Here is an 18,183-nt window from a genome sequence, read left to right as displayed (position 1 = left end):
ACCCCGGCAAAACACCAAACAGAGTCTTATTGGTTCTACACTGCTGCACCAAGTATAAAATAAATTATAAAAAAGCCCCTGATGTATTTCATCAGGGGCTTCCTTAATTTTATATTTGATAAAAGTTAGCTGACCTCTGCTTCCAGAAGTTGCCCAGTCTGCGCTTGCTCCTCCTTCATCTTCTGATCTTCCATACCATGTGTCAGTTTGTTGATTCGTTTCGTCAGCACCATCAACACAATACCCAGGAAGATCGTAAAGCCAGCGATGTACATAAATACCTCCAGCTCACCTAGTCTAACCGCCCAAATGCCGATCAGGGAAGCCAGCTTGTTGGCCAAACCAGTTACCGCAAAGTATAAGCCCATCATAGAGGCTACAATGCGCTTAGGGGCAACTTTGGTGATAAAGGAAAGTGAAACGGGCGACAGAGCCAACTCACCGATAGTATGGAACATGTAGGCGAACACCAGCCAGTGCAGCGAAGAAAGTCCATCAGGAGATGAGGTACGCTGCAGCGATGCGAACACCATGAAAATGAAGCCAATACCCAGAATGGAAGTACCAAGGCCCATTTTAAAGATAGAAGGCAGGTTCTTTCCACGTTTGGCCAATGCTACCCAAATGGCAGCCACAATACCACCCAGCGTCAGGATGAAGAAAGAGTTGAGCCCCTGTAACCAGGCAGTAGGGATCTCCCAGCCGAACACCGTACGGTCTGTATACTGTTTAGCGAACAGGTTCATCAGTCCCCCGGCCTGCTCAAACGAAGCCCAGAACACAAGCACAATAATAAAGGATAGCAGAATTACAATGATTCTATCCCACTCGTGCTTAGTAAAACCAAGAAAGCCTTTGGCAGCCTGAGACTCCGCTTGGTCCTTAGTAAAGATTACGTCTTCGTCTTTGATAGAATTTTTCTCCAGGTTACCTACACCAGTCAAGTATTTGCGGCCCCAGATAAACACGATCTGGCCCAGTACCATACCAAAGCCAGCCAGGCTAAAGCCATAGTGCCAACCGTATACTTCGCCCACATAGCCCACAATCAGGGATGCCAGGAGGGCACCAAGGTTGATACCCATATAGAAGATAGTAAAACCTGAATCGCGGCGGGCATCGCCATCTCTGTACAAGCCACCCACCATGGTAGAAATGTTAGGCTTAAGAAGACCGGTGCCCAGCACAATCAGAACAAGTGCCGTATAAAAGGCCCACTCCGGAGGGTAAGCCATGAGCAAGTGGCCAGCCACCAGCGTGAAGCCACCAATGATTACCGCATTTTTCTGACCCAGAAACTTATCTGCCAGAATACCTCCCGGTATAGACATCAGGTACACGAACATCGTATAGGTACCATACAGCTGCAATGCCTGCTCGTCCGTCCACCCGTACCCGCCTTTGGTATTTGAAACCAGGAACAGAACCAAAATGCCGCGCATACCATAGTAGCTGAAGCGCTCCCACATTTCGGTAAAAAATAGTATCATCAATCCTTTCGGATGACCGAAAAACGTGCCTTGTTTATCCATAAAACTCGGCGCTCTCCCTCCAGAGATATTCTGAGATGTTGACATAAAATGGTTGTTTCTGTAAAAAACGGTTAGCGCAAAATAAAGCTAAAAATACGATGTGAGAACGATTATTACAAGTTACATCTTCCTGTGTTATGAAATAACAAGAAGCATTTCAAAAGAATTCTTTACTCATGCAGAACACAGTTCAGCGGCTCCCATATTGGCTATAATTTTGGCCGGTAACCGACCTGCAAGTATAAAACCCCTGCTGTAAAGCAGTAGTATAAATAAGAAAGGCATTCTGTTTACGCGATTAAATATACCTATAACTATAACAAAAAATCGGTTTTTTATTTCAAATCGTGCTCAAACACATGCCTATGTAACCCGTATTAAGCGTTAAAGATATGTCTTGCCTAAGATAACATCTGCATGTATGCATACGTGTATACGCCTGTATACCAAAACGTTATACTCCTGCATAGCTATTCCTTTTGCAGAGGGTGTAGCATGATTTTGTCAGAGGCCTGGCTTTTTTTCTTTGATAAGTAAAAAAGTGTGAGTAAACACTTAAAATAAAATAGACACCTGTAAGTATATACTATTTTTTATATTTTTGTGTAATAGTTGCGAAAAACCTATCATTTTAATCAAACCCATAATTTTCAATGAAACAATCTGGAGATAAAACTAACACAGTAGGTCTCGAGAATATCGGCATTAAGGAGGCCAGGGAAGTGCTCTGGAACCTACCCCCTGCTGAGTTGGTGGAGGAGGCCATCAAAAATGGCGAAGGTGTGCTTACTGACAATGGCGCCTTGATGTGCGACACCGGCAAGTTTACCGGCCGCTCGCCCAAAGACCGCTTTATTGTAAAAGACGCCAAAACAGAGGACTCTGTTTGGTGGGGCGACATCAACATACCATTCGACCCGGAGAAGTTCGACAAGCTTCATGCCAAGATGGTGGACTTCCTGAAAGACAAGAAGCTGTATGTGCGCGATGCCTACGCCGGCGCTCACCCGGACTACCGCCTCAACCTACGCATCGTTAACACCCAGGCCTGGCACAATCTCTTCTGCAACAACATGTTCCTGCGCTTAACTAAAGAAGAGCTTGAAAACCACTCTCCGGACTTCACCATCATCTGTGCCCCTGAGTTTGAGGCTGACCCGACTGAAGACGGTACCCGCCAAAGCAACTTTGCGATCATCAACTTTACCAAAAACATGATCCTGCTGGGAGGCACGGGCTACGCCGGCGAAATGAAGAAAGGCATTTTCGGAGTGCTTAACTACATCCTTCCTCACGAGAAAAACACGCTGTCCATGCACTGCTCCGCAAACGTTGGCGCAGATGGTGACACAGCCATTTTCTTCGGTCTTTCCGGTACGGGTAAGACGACCCTCTCGGCCGATCCGAACCGCGGCCTTATTGGTGACGACGAGCACGGCTGGACAGAGGACAGTGTGTTTAACTTCGAGGGGGGCTGCTACGCCAAGGTTATTGACCTGACCCGCGAGAAAGAACCGCAGATTTGGGATGCTATCCGGTTCGGGTCTATTGTGGAGAATACCCGCTTCTACCCCGGCACCCGCACCGTAGATTACACGAACAAAAGTGTCACAGAGAATACCCGCACGGCCTACCCTATCAACTTCATCGATAACGCCGTGGAGCCATCAAGGGCTGATATTCCAAAGAATATCTTCTTCCTGACCGCCGATGCTTTTGGGGTGCTGCCTCCTATCTCCAAGCTGAACGCCAGCCAGGCCATGTACCATTTCATCTCGGGTTATACCGCCAAGGTTGCCGGTACTGAAGTGGGTATCACGGAGCCGCAAACAACCTTCTCGGCCTGCTTTGGAGCCGCTTTCCTGCCACTGCACCCCACCAAGTATGCCGAAATGCTGGGCAAGAAAATGGAGGAGAACAACGTGAACGTGTGGCTGGTAAACACCGGCTGGACAGGCGGTCCTTACGGAGTAGGCTCCCGTATGAAGCTTGCCTACACCCGCGCCATGATCACGGCTGCCCTGAACGGCGACCTCAACCAAGTAGAATACACGAAGCATCCTGTGTTTGGCGTTGAAATGCCTGTCTCCTGCCCTAATGTTCCGGAGGAAGTACTAAACCCGCGCAACACCTGGGCAAACAAGGAAGAGTACGATGCCAAGGCAACCGATCTTGCCTCTAAATTCGTGAAGAACTTCCAGAAATTCGCTGATTTTGCCAGTGATGAGATCATGGCCGGCGCTCCGAACGTGGAGGTAACGGCTTAAGCAAGTGTAAGTTTTTATTTTGTAGCGGCCCCTCTGCTTCCTGCAGAGGGGCCGCTTGATTTAAGGTGAGCCATAGGATGACACCATCTGGGAACTGCTCGGCTTTAGTAACATTATAATCGATTAATCTCATCTCTATTAAATGCAATAGCTCTTCTTCTTCCCCGACCCAAATAACTAATTTTTCCGAGCTCTTCTCCAGAAATTGCTCACTAAGATCATTTCTGAAACCCTTAGTGATTTTTAAGACTCCATTTACCCCATTAAAGTATAGTTTTTCTGGAAAGTTAGTAAATGCCGTTTTAGTTAATGTATATTCATTGAGCCAATCCGCATTTTGAAGAGATTTGATTATAGCTGAGTTTCTTGACACAATATCAGTATGACCACTAACTCCCACCTTAAGGGATTTCGTATAATAATAGCAATATCGATTTGCATTATATAAACAAACTACCCCTAAAACAGATAAAAAGAAGTATGCTGCAAACTTATTTTTAAAAGACAGTAGTAGACTGGCTATACTAATCAGTATCAGCAAGAAAGAAAAAAATGCGGGTGAAGTTAATCGGGCATCTGGGAAATCACTTGATTGAAACAAAGATGTGCTGAAAGCTAATAGAAAATATAAAAAGCAACTAACTGCTAGAATCAGTAATAATAATTTATTTCTTCTATTGTATTTAAAGTTAAAATAAATAAAATAACCTATACCGATAAATAATATGCCAACCATGAGTATCACAAGAATGCCGGCGTGAGCATGCTCAGGATAGGGCATAAACCATTGCCAGAATGCTTTAGCAGTCATCACTAAGGTGTACTTGAAGTGTGCAAATGCAACCGTTCTTCCCTCACCGGTTAATGTAGAACTAAGATAATAGTTGCGGACGAGCCAAAATAAGAGTGGAATAGAGGATATAATTCCAAACCGAAGAGTTCTTTTAACCCTATCGTAAAAACCCACATTCTGGTAGAGGAATAGAAATAGACAACCCGTTGCTATATTAATAACTCCACCATATCTTAATAATACACTTAACCCTGCCACTGAAGCACAAAGGAAAAGAAAGCTTTGCTTCTCGTTATTTAAATATCTTTCTAATCCTACAAGGAAAATAATAGTAAACAGGATAAAGAAGGTCTCAGTCCATAAATAGGAAAAAGTAAAATAGGTAGGAGGAGCTGTAACAAACAGAATCAAAGCAACACTTGTGAGCAGCTTAGATTTTGTTAATTGAAATGCAAGAACTCCGAATATATACAAAACAACTACATAAACAACTACAACTAAAAGCCCATAAAAATACAGTTTATCCCCTATGCCTAAAAAGTAAGCTGAAGAGAGAAATATACTAAACAACGGAGGCCAATCTGTGAAGTAAGTATCTCGGTAAGAAAGGAAAAAGCTTCCAGTTTCGTAAAAGCTCTCTGCGGCAGCCCAATAGGCTATAGAGTCGTTAGACAAGCCAATTCCAAAATTTCTTAAACTCAGAATAAGAAGTGTGGCGGAAAGCAGCGCGACTATAAAAAGAAAAGGAGAAAACTTTTTACCCAGAGGAAGCATATATTTGTATAGTTTATACAATAATAACCATCTACCGCTACAATTTAAAACCGTGCACCTGTTCTACACCCCAGACATCGAAGGCGAAATTTATACGTTAAACGAGGAAGAGTCGAAACACTGCACGCGGGTGCTGCGCCTGAGCCACGGCGATACCGTATACTTGGTGGACGGCTTGGGTGGAATGTATACCGCCATCATTCAGGATTCCCACCAGAAGCGCTGCCAACTCCAGATCATTGACAAGCAAATGGAGTATGGCAAACTGCCGTACGTGTCGCACATAGCCGTGGCCCCTACCAAAAACCTCGACCGGATGGAGTGGTTCGTAGAGAAAGCAGTGGAGATTGGCATTAGTGAGATAACGTTTCTGCTTTGTGAGCACTCCGAGCGCCGCAGCCTGCGCCTGGACCGGCTGGAAAAAATTGCCGTGAGTGCGATGAAGCAATCAAAGAAAGGCTACCTGCCGCTGCTGCATGACCTGACTCCCTTTGACCGATTCATACAGAAAACTGTGCCTGGGAACACTTTTATCGCTCACTTAGAGAATGATGCCACTAAGAGTATAAAGGATTACTACAAGCATGGATTGCCGCACTGCATCATGATCGGACCGGAGGGCGATTTCTCTACAGAGGAAATTAAGGCAGCCTATGCGGCGGGTATAAAGCCCGTAACCTTGGGCCAGAGCAGGTTGCGCACCGAAACGGCCGCCCTGGTTGCCTGTCATACGCTGAGCGTACTACACGATATTTTCGCACCGTTATAAAAGTATAAACCACTACATCCGCCTATGACACGCCTCCTGCTCCTGCTTTTTATACTTGCTACAGCCCTGCCGACAGCCTTTGCGCAAACCTACGGCTTTAAGATTGCCAAGCTCAAGTATAATGGCGGCGGCGACTGGTATGCCAACAAAACCTCGCTCCCCAACCTGATCCGCTACTGCAACCAGAACCTGAACATGAACATTGCGGCACAGGAGGATGTGGTGGAAGTAGGGAGCCCTGAGCTTTTCTCCTACCCTTTCGTGCACATGACCGGGCACGGCAACGTGGTTTTCTCGGAGGCTGAGGCCCGTAACCTACGCAACTACTTAATTGGCGGCGGATTTCTGCATATCGACGATAACTACGGCCTTGACCAGTATATTCGGAAAGAGATGAAGAAAGTGTTTCCGGAACTGGAGTTTGTGGAGCTTCCGTTTGAGCACGCTATCTACAGGCAAAAGTATAACTTCCCGAGAGGGTTACCGAAAGTTCACGAGCATGACAACAAGCCGCCGCAGGGTTTCGGCATTATTTACGAGGGGCGCCTGGTTTGCTTCTACACGTATGAGACCGACCTTGGGAACGGCTGGGAAGACCAGGAAGTACACAACGACCCGGAGCCCATCCGGCAGCAGGCTTTACGCATGGGGGCTAACATTCTTACTTTCGCGCTAACGCAGGAATAGGTTGAAAATGCTAAAGGCTAATGTTTTAGTATAACTGAAGTATGCTAAAGTATAATACCTTACCCAGTTATACTTTAGTTTGATAGAATTCTTTCGATAAAATTAGTTATTCTTTAAAGCCCAGATTACCCTTCTGCAAATAGTGAAATATAATCACTCATCCCAAATTCATTCTTAACTATACCTTCTGTTGAAGATCTCTGAAAGTATAACGGCATCACGCGCTGTGGCGGGGTTTCGGAGCATCTCTTTGTAGCGATTGGTACGTGTAACACGAACAGGCTCTGCATCCCTTGTAGTTTTCTGCTCCCGCAGCTTAGATTGTTTGGCCGCTTCAATCGCCTCTGCCCGCTTCTCCCAGGATAGCGCTTTAGGAGCCACCTCGTCATAGTTTTTATACTTTCTGGCTGGGGCTTCGGCAGGTACCATGGCAGGCGCAGGCTGTACTATCTCACGGGCGCGCTCTTTTGTCTGCCGCACCACCTCCTGCCCCTGCCGGTTTGCCTGGTCTAACTTTGGCTGCAACTCCCGGAGGATGTCCTCAAACGAGGTCACGGGCTTGGGCGGTTGCTGCGGCCGCGCCCTTCTGGGCTCCACGTCCACGTCCTCATCCCCGCCGCTAAATGCCTTGCGCCATTGCGTGATGATAAAGTAGGCCACGGCTGCCAGTATATAAATGATTATCTGAAGATCTTCCATAGTCACCGGTTCTTATCCAAATATAGCAAAATAAATGGGTGCCTTCACTCCATATAACCATTAATTATACCTTTGCAAGAGATGTTCTATTGAAAATTCGTCTTATTTTTGAAGATAAGATCATAGAGTTTCCGCAATACGCGAATGCAAGTTTCAAGATTAGAAATCAAAGGGTTCAAGAGTTTTGGCGACCGCGTCGTCATTAACTTCGACAACGGGATTACCGGCATTGTGGGGCCCAACGGCTGCGGCAAGTCCAACATTGTGGATGCCATACGCTGGGTGCTGGGCGAGCAGAGAACACGTAACCTCCGCTCCGATAAGATGGAGAACGTGATTTTCAACGGCTCCAAAACCCGCAAGCCCGTGCAAATGGCCGAGGTGTCCATCACATTCGACAACAACAAAGGCATCCTTCCGACAGAGTACTCGCAGGTAACGGTGACGCGCAAGTACTACCGCACCGGCGAGAGCGAATATATGCTCAACGGCGTAACCTGCCGCCTCAAAGACATCAACGAACTCTTCCTCGACACGGGTATCGGTTCCGACAGCTACGCCATCATCGAACTGAAGATGGTGGACGAGATCCTGAACGACAAGGAAAACTCCCGCCGCCTGCTGTTTGAGGAGGCTGCCGGCATTTCCAAGTTCCGGGTGCGCAAAAAGCAAACGCTGAAGAAACTCGAGGAGACTGATGCTGACCTGGAGCGCGTGGAGGACCTGCTGCACGAGATCGGCAAGAATATGAAAACGCTGGAACGGCAGGCAAAGCAGGCCGTGAAGTACTTTAATTTAAAGGACGACTACAAGAAGCACAGCTTGGAGTTTGCCCGCCGCAACATCGCCCAGTACCAGCAGACACTGGAGCGCCTGGAGCAGGATGTGCAGCAGGAAGCCTCGCTGAAAGAAAACTATATTGCCATCGTAACAGAGGCCGAAGAGGCCATCGCCGGACAGAAGGAAGAGCTGAACGAGACGCAGGAAAGACTGGCCGAGATGCAGCGCACCATGCAGGTACAGACAGCCAAGTTACGCCAGCTCGAGAACGACATCAAACTCAAATCCGAGCGCAGCACCTACCTGAAAGAGCGCATGCAGCAGCTGCGCCAGCAAATCAGCCAGGATACGGCCAACGTGGAGCATACCCAGGAAAGTATACTGGAGCTGCACGACGAGCTGACGGCCGTGCAGGACAACTTTGCCGAGGCCGAAGAGCAGGTAGCCGCCATGAAAGAGCAGTTGCAGGAGGCCAACGAGCAGAAAGCGAGTATGCAGGAAGCTTACCAGGAGCTGGTGCAGCAGCAGAAAGCCAAGCAGAACGAAGTATACCAACTGAGCAAATCCTTGGAGATAAGCCAGGTACAGATACAGAACATCAACCAGGAGCTCGAGCGCCTGCAACAGCAACAATTAACCGCCGATGAGGACGGCCGTGTGCTGCAGGAGCAGCTGCAGGAAGCACAGCAGGTGCTGGAGGAACGCACATCTGAGCTGGTGCGCCTGCAGGCCAAAGAGGAAACGCTGCAGCAAAGTATAGAAGCCACCGAGGCTAACATTGAAGAGCTAAAAAGCGAACTCGTAGAGCTGAACCGTACCCTCGACTCCAAGCAAAACCAGTACAACCTGACCAAGTCGCTGGTGGAGAACATGGAGGGCTTTCCGGAGGCGATTAAGTTCCTGAGCAAGTCCGAGAGCTGGAGCAAGCCTGCTCCGCTCCTATCTGACATTCTTGTTTGTAAGCCTGAGTATAAAGGTCTTATCGAGAGTTACCTGGAGCAGTACATGAACTACTTTGTGGTGGATGAACTGCAGGACGCGGTGGACGCGGTTGCCCTTTTGAAGGCCGAAAACAAGGGCCGCGCCAACTTTATTATACTTTCTGAGATTGAAGATCTGGAGCCAACGGCTACCTTCAGCGAGGGCAACCTGCAAGCCGCCTACGAACTGGTATCTGCAGACAAAAAGTATAGCACCCTGCTCAAGTACATGCTCCGCAACGTCTACATCACCGATGACGCGGAGGAGGAACTGTACGGGCACGAGTATAAGACCATCATCCTCAAAGACGGCAGCGCCATCCGCAAGCCATTAAGCCTGACAGGCGGCTCGGTGGGCGTGTTTGACGGGAACCGCCTGGGCCGTAAGCAGAACCTGGAAAAGCTGGCCGAAGAGGTGGCTGAGTTGCAGGAACAGGTAGAGGTGTTGCAAGGCCGCATCAACACGCAGAACCAAATCCTGCAGAACTACCGAAATGAGTCTGAGCGGGATACGATAAAAGCGCTGGACAAAGAAGTTAGCAAGCTGCAGCAGGATTTGCTGACAGTTCGCATCCGGCATGAGCAGCACCAGCAGAACATCCGCAACTTCGATCAGAAGCGTGATGAGCTGCATGAGCGCCTGCTGGAACTGCGCGAGCAAAGTATGGAAGTATCGCCGCAGGCCGAGGCAGACCAGCGGGAGCTGCAGCGCTTGGAGGAGGAAATTGCCGTGCATACGGCCAACCTGGAGCGCCAGCAAGAGCAGATTACCGTTATCTCGGGCCGGTATAACCAGGAAAACATCCAGTTCCACCAGCTTAAGAACCGCTTTGCCAGTTTGCAGCAGGAAATCAGCTACAAGCAGAAGTCAGTGGAAACGAACCTGGAGCGTATTGAAGGGCTAAAGCAGGAGCTGGTTAAATCGGAACAGGAAATCTCAGAGGCAGAAGAGTTTATACTGGAGAATCAGCAGGTGGTGGAAAGTATGAACGAAGCCCGCCAGGCCTATGCCGAGGAGTTGGAAGAGATAGAGAAGGAATACTTCACCCTGCGCGGCGACCTGGATGAGAAGGAGAAAAGTATACGCGAGATGCAGCGCAAGCGCCAGAACTCTGATGAGCTGCTGATGCGCATGCAACAGGCCAAAAACGATACACAGCTGAAGCTGGTGGCGATTAAAGAGCGCCTGGCCGCTGAATTCAACATCTCAGACGAGGACTTTGCCAGTCCACTGCCGGAGGAAGATCTGCTAATCCCACTATCGAACGACGAACTGAGCCAGCACATTGCCAGCGTCAAATCGCAACTCGACAAGATGGGCCCGGTAAATGCCATGGCCGCCGAAGCCTATGCCGAAATTGAAGAGCGGGAGAAGTTCATTACGGAGCAGCGCAACGACCTGGTAAACGCCAAAAACGCCCTGATCGACACCATCAACGAGATTGACACGGTGGCCAAGGAGAAGTTCATGGACTCGTTCAACCAGATCAAGGACAACTTTAAACATGTATTCCGCAGCCTGTTCACCGAGGAGGACAACTGCGACCTGGTGATCTCCGATCCCAAAAACCCGCTGGAGGCAAAAATCGAGATCATGGCTCAGCCAAAAGGCAAGCGCCCGCTCACGATCAACCAACTTTCGGGTGGGGAGAAAACGTTGACTGCCATCTCGCTGCTCTTTGCCATCTACCTGCTAAAGCCGGCTCCGTTCTGTATCTTCGATGAGGTGGATGCGCCGCTGGACGATGCCAACATCGACAAGTTCAACAACATCATCCGCAAGTTCTCAGACGAGTCGCAGTTTATTGTGGTAACGCACAACAAGCGCACTATGTCCTCTACCGACGTGATGTACGGTATCACCATGATTGAGGCAGGCATCTCCAGAGTTATCCCAGTGGATTTACGCCAGATAGCGTAACACAAGAACACAAGTATAAAAACAAGGAGAGCCGCTATATTATAGCGGCTCTCCTTGTTAATGGCAAAAGTACAAATAGTGTTCTATAAGATTTACCTTACTCCCTGCTCCGGGAACTTGCCCGTCTTGGTGCGGTAGAAAGCCAGGATTTTTTCCATGTCAGCCTCTATGTCACCCGTAGGAATAATCGTAGGCCCAATACCAGCCTCTTTTTTAGCGTAATCCAGGTATCCGAGCACAATGGGCACCTTAGCCCCCAGCGCAACATAGTAAAAGCCTCTGCGCCAACGCGGCTGGTATTTCCGGGTTCCCTCCGGCGTCACCATTACACAAATGTCCCCCGGATTTTCCTCAAAGATTTTAATCATGGCATCTACCATGCGTGTGTTCTTGGACCTATCAATGGGTATGGCCCCCATTGCCTTCAGAAGCGGCCCAAAGGGGAATTTCATGAACTCCTTCTTAATGGTATACTTGATGGGGGCGCCCATCAGGTAAAAGGCGGCGCGGGCGTAGATAAAGTCCCAATTGCTGGTGTGTGGGGCCGCTACCATCACGCAGCGCCGGTTCTCAGGCGTAAGATTGCCTTCTAATCTCCATCCCGCTACTTTAAAAATCAGCTTCGAAATAAACTTTCCGACCATGAATTGTTAAGGGTGTAAAGTAAAAAAGTAGGCTAGGTATAAACCAGCCTACTTTATAGGTTAAATAGAATGTATAGATACGCACTTCTGCGCTTTTTTACAAAGACTCTTTGATAGTATGCGAAGTTTTGCGCCACAAATAGGCCTGCACCCCTACCCCCAGCACCGGCCCGAAGGATACGTTAGCATTGTCGCCTCTCCACTCGCGGGTGTACCTGAATGAGAGCATCGGCTCCACAGCAATTTTCTCGTTCACAAACAGGGCATATCCGACTCCTAATGCCCCTTGGGCAATGTTTGTTTTGCTGCCCCCTGAGGATAGCGACAGCAGGCCGCCTTTCAGATTCAATTCCCCAAACACGCCATTATCCAGATAGTAGCGCGTAAAGGGCCCTGCCAGCAGGTAGGTCTGCCTGAAGCTCTGCTTGGCTCCTTCCACTGACACGATGTAACTGTCGTGGCTCAGCCCTATGTCTACTCCTATAGCAAAATCGTGCAGCGGGAAATACCCGCCCTTAAAGTTGAGGTTGGCCAGTATATTGGTTCCCTCTTCCGGCCCCAGGGGTAGGTTCAGTTCGCGCGTGGTTTTCTGGATGGAGGCATCCGCGTTGCCGCCTATTAATATGGAGCCATGCTTTACTTTCGCCTTCCACATAAAGCTCTTGTTCTCCTGCGCCATTACAGCCAACGGAAACAACATCAAAAAAAGTATAAGCCTGAGTGTATTCATGTTTATTTTGCCCATTCCTTCAGCACAATTCTACGTTACAAAGACAAAAAAATATACGATATTTAATATTTATTTATTAAAATGCTTAGATTATTTATTGACATGCTGCCTGATGTACCGCTCCATGTGCATGGCGTACCGGTAGCCCACATCAAATATCTCATCAGCCTTGCGGAAACTCGTTAAACGGTAGGATTTCAGCTCCTTCGGCTCCAGAAACAAATCGCATTTATTCAACCGGAGTTTCACATTGTTATTGATGGCCAGCATGACAGTGCGCTCTATCATGCCTGTCAGGGTAGTAATCTGTGCCTGGTGATTCACAGGGTTTACGTGTACGGCTATCTTCACGTCGCAGTTATTATGCAGCGGCTCGATAGGCAGGTTGTTGAGCAGTCCCCCGTCATTCAAGGTTTTACCCTCATACAGAACGGGCTGATAAAGTATAGGCACAGCAGAAGAAGCCAGCAAGGGTTTGATTACACTCCCGGAAGAAAAATAAGCTGTCACGCCCTCATTCATCTCTGTCGCACTTACCACCACCGGAATCTTCAGGTCCTCAAACCGGAGTTGCGGCCCCAGATACTTGTTAAACAGCTTCTCAACCTCCTCCAGGTGCAGCAAGCCCCGTTTCCCGAACACCGGCCGCATCACATGGAATACGCTCAGCTCTTTAATCAGCTTCAGGATTTCGTCAGGCGTATAACCGTAGGCGTACAATACGCCTGCAATCGCACCAGAGCTTACTCCGGAAATCATACTGACCTTCACCCCCTGCTCATCCAGCGCTTTTAAAACACCCAGGTGTGCGATGCCTCTCGCCCCGCCCCCGGATAACGCGAGCCCTACCCGCATCTTATACTTCTGAAAGACTAAATGTCTCTCCCAGGCGCACGCCCTTCTCGGTATGTTGCACAGTGCAGCACTCGTTTACCGCATCATGCTCCAAAAACAGCACCATCTCCTCGTCGGCCGCCTGGTTCAGGAAGCGTGCCTTTTCATCCAGGGTAAGCAGCGGCCGGGTATCGTACCCCATCACATAAGGCAGCGGAATATGCCCCACGGACGGCAGTAAGTCGGCCATATAGGCCAGTTTCCGGCCCTTATACTTCAGGATGGGCACCATCATCTTATCGGTATGGCCGTCGGCAAAAAAGATATCGAACTGCGGAAAAGGCGAAGGCGCAGCAGGGTCGACAAATTTCAGCTGGCCACTCTCCTGCATGGGAAGTATATTTTCTCTCAGAAAGGATGCCTTCTCCCGTGGGTTCGGCTCTGTGGCCCATTTCCAGTGGTCGGCGTTAGACCAGTAGGTAGCATTGGGAAAAACGAGTTCAAGCCCGCCGCTGCTGTTTTTATACTTTACCCCGCCACCGCAATGGTCGAAGTGCAGGTGCGTCAGGAACATGTCTGTCACGTCCTCCGGGGAGAAACCCGCTGCCTTAAGGGAGCCCAGAAGCGATGCCTCCCCATGCAGGTAATAGTGGCTGAAGAACCTCGCGTCCTGCTTATCCCCTATCCCGTTGTCAATCAGAATCAGCTTATCACCGTCCTCAATCAATAAACAGCGCATAGCCCACGTGCACAGGTTATTCTCATCGGCAGGATTGGTACGTTGCCAGAGTGTTTTGGGAACCACGCCGAACATGGCGCCGCCGTCCAGTTTAAAAAATCCTGTGTCGATAACGTGTAGTTTCATTTTGCTGTGTGATTGGGTTAGGGTTTATACTTCTGACAGGCTATAAATAAAAATGAATTAGAGTGAAGAACTGCTGCTCCCGCCTCTAATTCATTTTTATAAGTATAGGTATTTGTGCTGAATTTACGCCTCCAGCACCACGCCCATATTAGAGAACTTCTCGATACGCTCCATGATACGTTCCTCCGGGTCCATGGTTCCGAGCTCGTCCAGTAATCTGATAACTTCCTTTTTAAGGGTTGTCATCATCTTATTAGGGTCCAGGTGTGCGCCCCCGAGCGGCTCTTTGATGATGCCATCAATAAGCTTGTGCTTGAGCATGTCCGAAGCCGTTAACTTAAGCGCCTCAGCCGCCTGCTCTTTGTAGTTCCAGCTGCGCCAAAGAATAGACGAGCAGGACTCCGGGGAGATAACCGAGTACCAGGTATTTTCCAGCATCATCACACGGTCGCCGATAGCAATGCCCAGCGCACCGCCTGAGGCTCCCTCGCCAATGATGATACAGATAACCGGTACTTTCAGCATGAACATCTCCTTCAGGTTCCGGGCAATCGCCTCCCCCTGTCCGCGCTCCTCTGCCTCAAGACCAGGAAAAGCACCCGGAGTGTCGATGAAGGTAACGATAGGCTTGTTAAACTTCTCGGCCATCTTCATCAGGCGCAGGGCCTTTCGGTACCCTTCCGGGTTGGCCATCCCGAAATTGCGCATCTGGCGCTGCTTGGTGTTACGGCCCTTCTGTTGACCGATGAACATCACGCTACGGCCATCCAGTTCTCCAAAACCACCTACCATGGCCTTGTCGTCGCTCACAGTGCGGTCGCCGTGCAGTTCTACAAACTTCTCGGTGATACCGTGAATGTAATCTAACGTATAAGGTCTGTCGGGATGGCGGGAAAGCTGAACACGCTGCCAGCGTGTAAGGTTAGCGTAAGTCTCTTTCTTAAGTGTCTTGATTTTCTCTTCGAGCGCCTTAACCGCCTCGGACACATCCACCTGACTCTCCTCGGCCAGTTTTTTCATCTCCTGCAGTTTGCCCTCCAGTGCAGCTATAGGCTGTTCAAAATCTAAAAGCATAGTTTCGTAGCTGTGTTTAGCGCTACAAATTTAAGATTTTCTGCCAATGAACGCAGTAGAACCGTAAATTTATACTTGTCCTTTAAAATAATTTGGCTGTAAATGAAGCTGTTCTAGAAACGGGGTTAAAATATAGGCCTAAAATGATGCTGAGCATTTGCACAATTGAATCCGAGAACATACCTTTGCATCACTTTAACAGTCACGGTTAAGGAAAACATTAGGTCTGGTAGTTCAGTTGGTTAGAATGCCGCCCTGTCACGGCGGAGGTCGCGGGTTCGAGTCCCGTCCAGACCGCAGCTTAATAACTGCGGTAGACGCAAAGCAGCAGCAAGAGGCGCTGCATCATCAAAAACATTAGGTCTGGTAGTTCAGTTGGTTAGAATGCCGCCCTGTCACGGCGGAGGTCGCGGGTTCGAGTCCCGTCCAGACCGCAGAATTAATAACTGCGGTTTTATAAAAAGAGCAGAAGGCTCATCTTTCAAAATTTTGGTCTGGTAGTTCAGTTGGTTAGAATGCCGCCCTGTCACGGCGGAGGTCGCGGGTTCGAGTCCCGTCCAGACCGCTCTTCTTAAAGAGCTTATACTTCAGGTATAAGCTCTTTTTTTGTGCCTATACCCTATGCCATAGAAAAAGCCGGTTGCTGTTTGCAACCGGCTTTTTCTAGACTATAAATGTATACGTTATACTTTTGTTATTGAAGCTCGTGGTAGTTGTATACCTTGTGCCCTCCTTCTACCAGGTAGCTGTCGCGTTTGAACAACTCAATATCCGACCCCATCATATCCTTTACCAAAGCCGGCAAGTCGTACTTCGGTGTCCAGCCCAGTTTCTCTTTGGCCTTGGTGGCGTCTCCTATCAACAGGTCCACCTCTGTTGGACGGAAGTAGTTCGGATCCACGCATACTACCTCTTTGCCAACTTCCACCTGATAATCCGGGTTGTTGCAGGCGGCTACGTAGCCTCTCTCCTCCACTCCTTCGCCACTGAACTCAATTTGTATTCCAAGCTCTCCAAAAGCCATTTTCACGAAGTCGCGCACGGTGGTAGTTACACCTGTCGCAATAACGTAGTCTTCCGGCTCGTCCTGCTGCAGAATGCGCCACATAGCCTCTACATAATCCTTAGCATGACCCCAGTCGCGCTTGGCATCTAGGTTACCTAAGTATAACTTTTCCTGTAGATTCAGTCCAATACGGGCAGCTGCGCGGGTGATTTTTCTTGTCACAAAAGTTTCGCCTCTAAGTGGCGACTCGTGGTTAAACAAGATACCGTTGCAGGCAAACATGCCGTAGGCCTCACGGTAGTTCACCGTAATCCAATAGCCATAAAGCTTTGCCACTGCATACGGTGAACGCGGGTAAAATGGCGTTGTCTCAGACTGCGGCACAGCCTGTACCAGGCCATAAAGTTCGGAGGTAGAAGCCTGGTATACTTTCGTCTTTTTGGTAAGGCCAAGTATACGGATAGCCTCCAGGATGCGCAGTGTGCCTAAGCCGTCAGCGTTGGCTGTATACTCAGGCGTGTCGAAACTTACCTTCACGTGGCTCATAGCTGCCAGGTTGTAGATCTCGTCCGGCTGCGTTTCCTGAATAATGCGGATCAGGTTAGTGGAGTCAGTCAGGTCGCCGTAGTGCAGCTTAAAGTTGATGTTCTTTTCGTGCGGGTCCTGGTATAGGTGGTCGATCCTGTCTGTATTGAAGCTGGAGCTACGGCGCTTGATACCGTGCACTTTATATCCTTTGCTGAGAAGTAACTCTGCCAGGTACGCTCCGTCCTGGCCGGTTACTCCGGTAATAAGGGCAGTTTTCATCTGTAAAGGGTTTGTAATAAGTATAGATTTCTGTAAACGGGTATATATACTATACTTCTACAAATTTGTTTTTAAAATCTGCGTATGCCCATGCAATTCCTTCCTCCAGGTCTGTAGAGTACTTAAAACCAAGCGAATGCAATTTGGATACATCCATGAGTTTTCGCGGGGTGCCGTCCGGTTTGGAAGTGTCAAACACAATTTCCCCTTCATACCCTGTTACCTTTTTTACCAGCAGCGCCAGTTCCTTGATGGTGATATCCTCTCCGGTGCCAATGTTCACCAATTCACGGCCGTCGTAACGCTCCATCAGGAACAGGCAGGCCTCCGCCAGGTCATCGGCGAAAAGAAACTCACGACGCGGGCTACCAGTCCCCCATACCGTTACGGTAGGAGCTCCAGATTCCTTGGCTTCATGGAACTTTCGGATTAAGGCTGGGAGCACGTGGGAGTTATTCAGGTCGTAGTTATCGTTATAACCATACAAATTAGTAGGCATCACGCTGATAAAATTGCAACCGTACTGATCACGGTACGACTCGCAAAGCTTGATGCCGGTAATTTTAGCGATGGCATAGGGCTCGTTGGTTGGTTCCAGCGGCCCAGTCAGCAGGAACTCCTCCTTCAGGGGTTGAGGGGCCATTTTAGGGTAAATGCAGGAGGACCCCAGGAACATTAGCTTCTGCACCTCATGTTTATAAGCGGCATGTATGATGTTGGCCTCTATCATCAGGTTGTCGTACAAAAAGTCGGCGCGGTAGGTATTGTTGGCCTGAATGCCGCCCACCTTGGCAGCCGCCAGAAATACATACTCCGGCCCTTCTTCCTCAAAGAAGTGCTCCACGGCAGCTTGGTTTCTGAGATCTAGTTCCTGAGAGGTACGGGTGATGATATTGGTAAAGCCTTCTTTTTGAAGGGTGCGGACAATGGCAGAGCCAACCATTCCTCTATGGCCTGCCACATAAATTTTAGAGTCTTTATGCATAAAGAATTACACGAAAGTTAAAAACGAAAAAAGGGG

General features: G+C 48.9%; 14 protein-coding genes and 3 tRNA genes. 7 read left to right on the top strand and 10 right to left on the bottom strand.

Translation table 11 applies throughout. The features are described 5' to 3' along the window. Positions 1-125 precede the first annotated feature (125 nt). The gene (locus C8N40_RS07370) at positions 126-1,532 is read right to left on the bottom strand and encodes a peptide MFS transporter (RefSeq protein ID WP_281259497.1); all 1,407 of its coding nucleotides are present in this window, start codon (positions 1,530-1,532) and stop codon (positions 126-128) included. A 653-nt stretch (positions 1,533-2,185) separates the two neighbouring features. Here C8N40_RS07370 and pckA point away from each other — a divergent pair. After that, on the top strand, positions 2,186-3,799 hold the full coding sequence (pckA, locus tag C8N40_RS07365; protein ID WP_108211140.1) for a phosphoenolpyruvate carboxykinase (ATP): 1,614 nt from the start codon (positions 2,186-2,188) through the stop codon (positions 3,797-3,799). Here the strand turns inward: pckA and C8N40_RS07360 are convergent. Beyond that, positions 3,762-5,366, bottom strand: coding sequence for a hypothetical protein (locus C8N40_RS07360; RefSeq protein WP_108211139.1), 1,605 nt, complete (start codon positions 5,364-5,366; stop codon positions 3,762-3,764). The genes pckA and C8N40_RS07360 overlap by 38 nt on opposite strands. A gap of 52 nt (positions 5,367-5,418) precedes the next feature. Here C8N40_RS07360 and C8N40_RS07355 point away from each other — a divergent pair, with 52 nt between their 5' ends. Together C8N40_RS07355 and C8N40_RS07350 are read left to right on the top strand one after the other, a co-directional pair. After that, positions 5,419-6,135, top strand: coding sequence for a 16S rRNA (uracil(1498)-N(3))-methyltransferase (locus C8N40_RS07355; RefSeq protein ID WP_108211138.1), 717 nt, complete (start codon positions 5,419-5,421; stop codon positions 6,133-6,135). A gap of 24 nt (positions 6,136-6,159) precedes the next feature. After that, positions 6,160-6,822 carry a DUF4159 domain-containing protein gene (locus C8N40_RS07350; RefSeq protein ID WP_108211137.1) on the top strand — a complete coding sequence of 221 codons (663 nt, stop codon included), beginning with the start codon at positions 6,160-6,162 and terminating at the stop codon, positions 6,820-6,822. Between the two features lie 174 nt (positions 6,823-6,996). On the opposite strand, the gene C8N40_RS07345 is transcribed toward C8N40_RS07350, so the two are convergent. Then, the gene (locus C8N40_RS07345) at positions 6,997-7,521 is read right to left on the bottom strand and encodes a hypothetical protein (RefSeq protein WP_108211136.1); all 525 of its coding nucleotides are present in this window, start codon (positions 7,519-7,521) and stop codon (positions 6,997-6,999) included. A gap of 144 nt (positions 7,522-7,665) precedes the next feature. Here C8N40_RS07345 and smc point away from each other — a divergent pair, with 144 nt between their 5' ends. Then, the gene (gene smc / locus C8N40_RS07340) at positions 7,666-11,202 is read left to right on the top strand and encodes a chromosome segregation protein SMC (RefSeq protein ID WP_108211135.1); all 3,537 of its coding nucleotides are present in this window, start codon (positions 7,666-7,668) and stop codon (positions 11,200-11,202) included. A 92-nt stretch (positions 11,203-11,294) separates the two neighbouring features. On the opposite strand, the gene C8N40_RS07335 is transcribed toward smc, so the two are convergent. From C8N40_RS07335 to C8N40_RS07315, 5 genes are all read right to left on the bottom strand, one after another. Next, positions 11,295-11,846: a 1-acyl-sn-glycerol-3-phosphate acyltransferase gene (locus tag C8N40_RS07335; RefSeq protein ID WP_108211134.1), complete on the bottom strand. Its 552-nt coding sequence runs from the start codon at positions 11,844-11,846 to the stop codon at positions 11,295-11,297. A gap of 97 nt (positions 11,847-11,943) precedes the next feature. Continuing rightward, positions 11,944-12,576, bottom strand: coding sequence for a hypothetical protein (locus C8N40_RS07330; RefSeq protein ID WP_146173530.1), 633 nt, complete (start codon positions 12,574-12,576; stop codon positions 11,944-11,946). Positions 12,577-12,666: 90 nt separating this feature from the next. Then, positions 12,667-13,431: a patatin-like phospholipase family protein gene (locus tag C8N40_RS07325; protein WP_108211132.1), complete on the bottom strand. Its 765-nt coding sequence runs from the start codon at positions 13,429-13,431 to the stop codon at positions 12,667-12,669. Between the two features lies 1 nt (position 13,432). After that, positions 13,433-14,275, bottom strand: coding sequence for an MBL fold metallo-hydrolase (locus C8N40_RS07320; RefSeq protein WP_108211131.1), 843 nt, complete (start codon positions 14,273-14,275; stop codon positions 13,433-13,435). Between the two features lie 123 nt (positions 14,276-14,398). Continuing rightward, on the bottom strand, positions 14,399-15,349 hold the full coding sequence (locus C8N40_RS07315; RefSeq protein WP_108211130.1) for an acetyl-CoA carboxylase carboxyltransferase subunit alpha: 951 nt from the start codon (positions 15,347-15,349) through the stop codon (positions 14,399-14,401). 223 nt (positions 15,350-15,572) lie between these two features. Between C8N40_RS07315 and C8N40_RS07310 the strand changes: the two genes are divergently transcribed. The 3 genes from C8N40_RS07310 to C8N40_RS07300 all read left to right on the top strand — a co-directional run bounded on the left by C8N40_RS07310 (position 15,573) and on the right by C8N40_RS07300 (position 15,914). Then, positions 15,573-15,646, top strand: a tRNA-Asp gene (locus C8N40_RS07310). Between the two features lie 63 nt (positions 15,647-15,709). Further along, positions 15,710-15,783: transfer RNA gene (locus C8N40_RS07305), tRNA-Asp, on the top strand. Positions 15,784-15,840: 57 nt separating this feature from the next. Next, a tRNA-Asp gene (locus tag C8N40_RS07300) sits at positions 15,841-15,914 on the top strand. A gap of 129 nt (positions 15,915-16,043) precedes the next feature. Here C8N40_RS07300 and gmd read toward each other — a convergent pair. After that, on the bottom strand, positions 16,044-17,162 hold the full coding sequence (gene gmd, locus C8N40_RS07295) for a GDP-mannose 4,6-dehydratase (RefSeq protein WP_108211129.1): 1,119 nt from the start codon (positions 17,160-17,162) through the stop codon (positions 16,044-16,046). A 49-nt stretch (positions 17,163-17,211) separates the two neighbouring features. Next, positions 17,212-18,147 (bottom strand): GDP-L-fucose synthase, encoded by a 936-nt coding sequence (fcl, locus tag C8N40_RS07290; protein WP_108211128.1) that lies wholly within the window; start codon positions 18,145-18,147, stop codon positions 17,212-17,214. Between the last annotated feature and the right edge of the window lie 36 nt (positions 18,148-18,183).

Origin of the sequence: Pontibacter mucosus (assembly GCF_003054055.1) — a bacterium.
GTDB classification, from domain to species: Bacteria; Bacteroidota; Bacteroidia; order Cytophagales; family Hymenobacteraceae; genus Pontibacter; species Pontibacter mucosus.
This window is presented reverse-complemented; position numbering and strand designations above follow the sequence as displayed.

Coding starts and splice junctions, on each gene's coding strand:
- C8N40_RS07370 (WP_281259497.1), bottom strand. CDS start 1,532: ATGGATAAACAAGGCACGTTTTTCGGTCATCCGAAAGGATTGATGATA.
- pckA (WP_108211140.1), top strand. CDS start 2,186: ATGAAACAATCTGGAGATAAAACTAACACAGTAGGTCTCGAGAATATC.
- C8N40_RS07360 (WP_108211139.1), bottom strand. CDS start 5,366: ATGCTTCCTCTGGGTAAAAAGTTTTCTCCTTTTCTTTTTATAGTCGCG.
- C8N40_RS07350 (WP_108211137.1), top strand. CDS start 6,160: ATGACACGCCTCCTGCTCCTGCTTTTTATACTTGCTACAGCCCTGCCG.
- C8N40_RS07345 (WP_108211136.1), bottom strand. CDS start 7,521: ATGGAAGATCTTCAGATAATCATTTATATACTGGCAGCCGTGGCCTAC.
- smc (WP_108211135.1), top strand. CDS start 7,666: ATGCAAGTTTCAAGATTAGAAATCAAAGGGTTCAAGAGTTTTGGCGAC.
- C8N40_RS07335 (WP_108211134.1), bottom strand. CDS start 11,846: ATGGTCGGAAAGTTTATTTCGAAGCTGATTTTTAAAGTAGCGGGATGG.
- C8N40_RS07330 (WP_146173530.1), bottom strand. CDS start 12,576: ATGAATACACTCAGGCTTATACTTTTTTTGATGTTGTTTCCGTTGGCT.
- C8N40_RS07325 (WP_108211132.1), bottom strand. CDS start 13,431: ATGCGGGTAGGGCTCGCGTTATCCGGGGGCGGGGCGAGAGGCATCGCA.
- C8N40_RS07320 (WP_108211131.1), bottom strand. CDS start 14,275: ATGAAACTACACGTTATCGACACAGGATTTTTTAAACTGGACGGCGGC.
- C8N40_RS07315 (WP_108211130.1), bottom strand. CDS start 15,349: ATGCTTTTAGATTTTGAACAGCCTATAGCTGCACTGGAGGGCAAACTG.
- gmd (WP_108211129.1), bottom strand. CDS start 17,162: ATGAAAACTGCCCTTATTACCGGAGTAACCGGCCAGGACGGAGCGTAC.
- fcl (WP_108211128.1), bottom strand. CDS start 18,147: ATGCATAAAGACTCTAAAATTTATGTGGCAGGCCATAGAGGAATGGTT.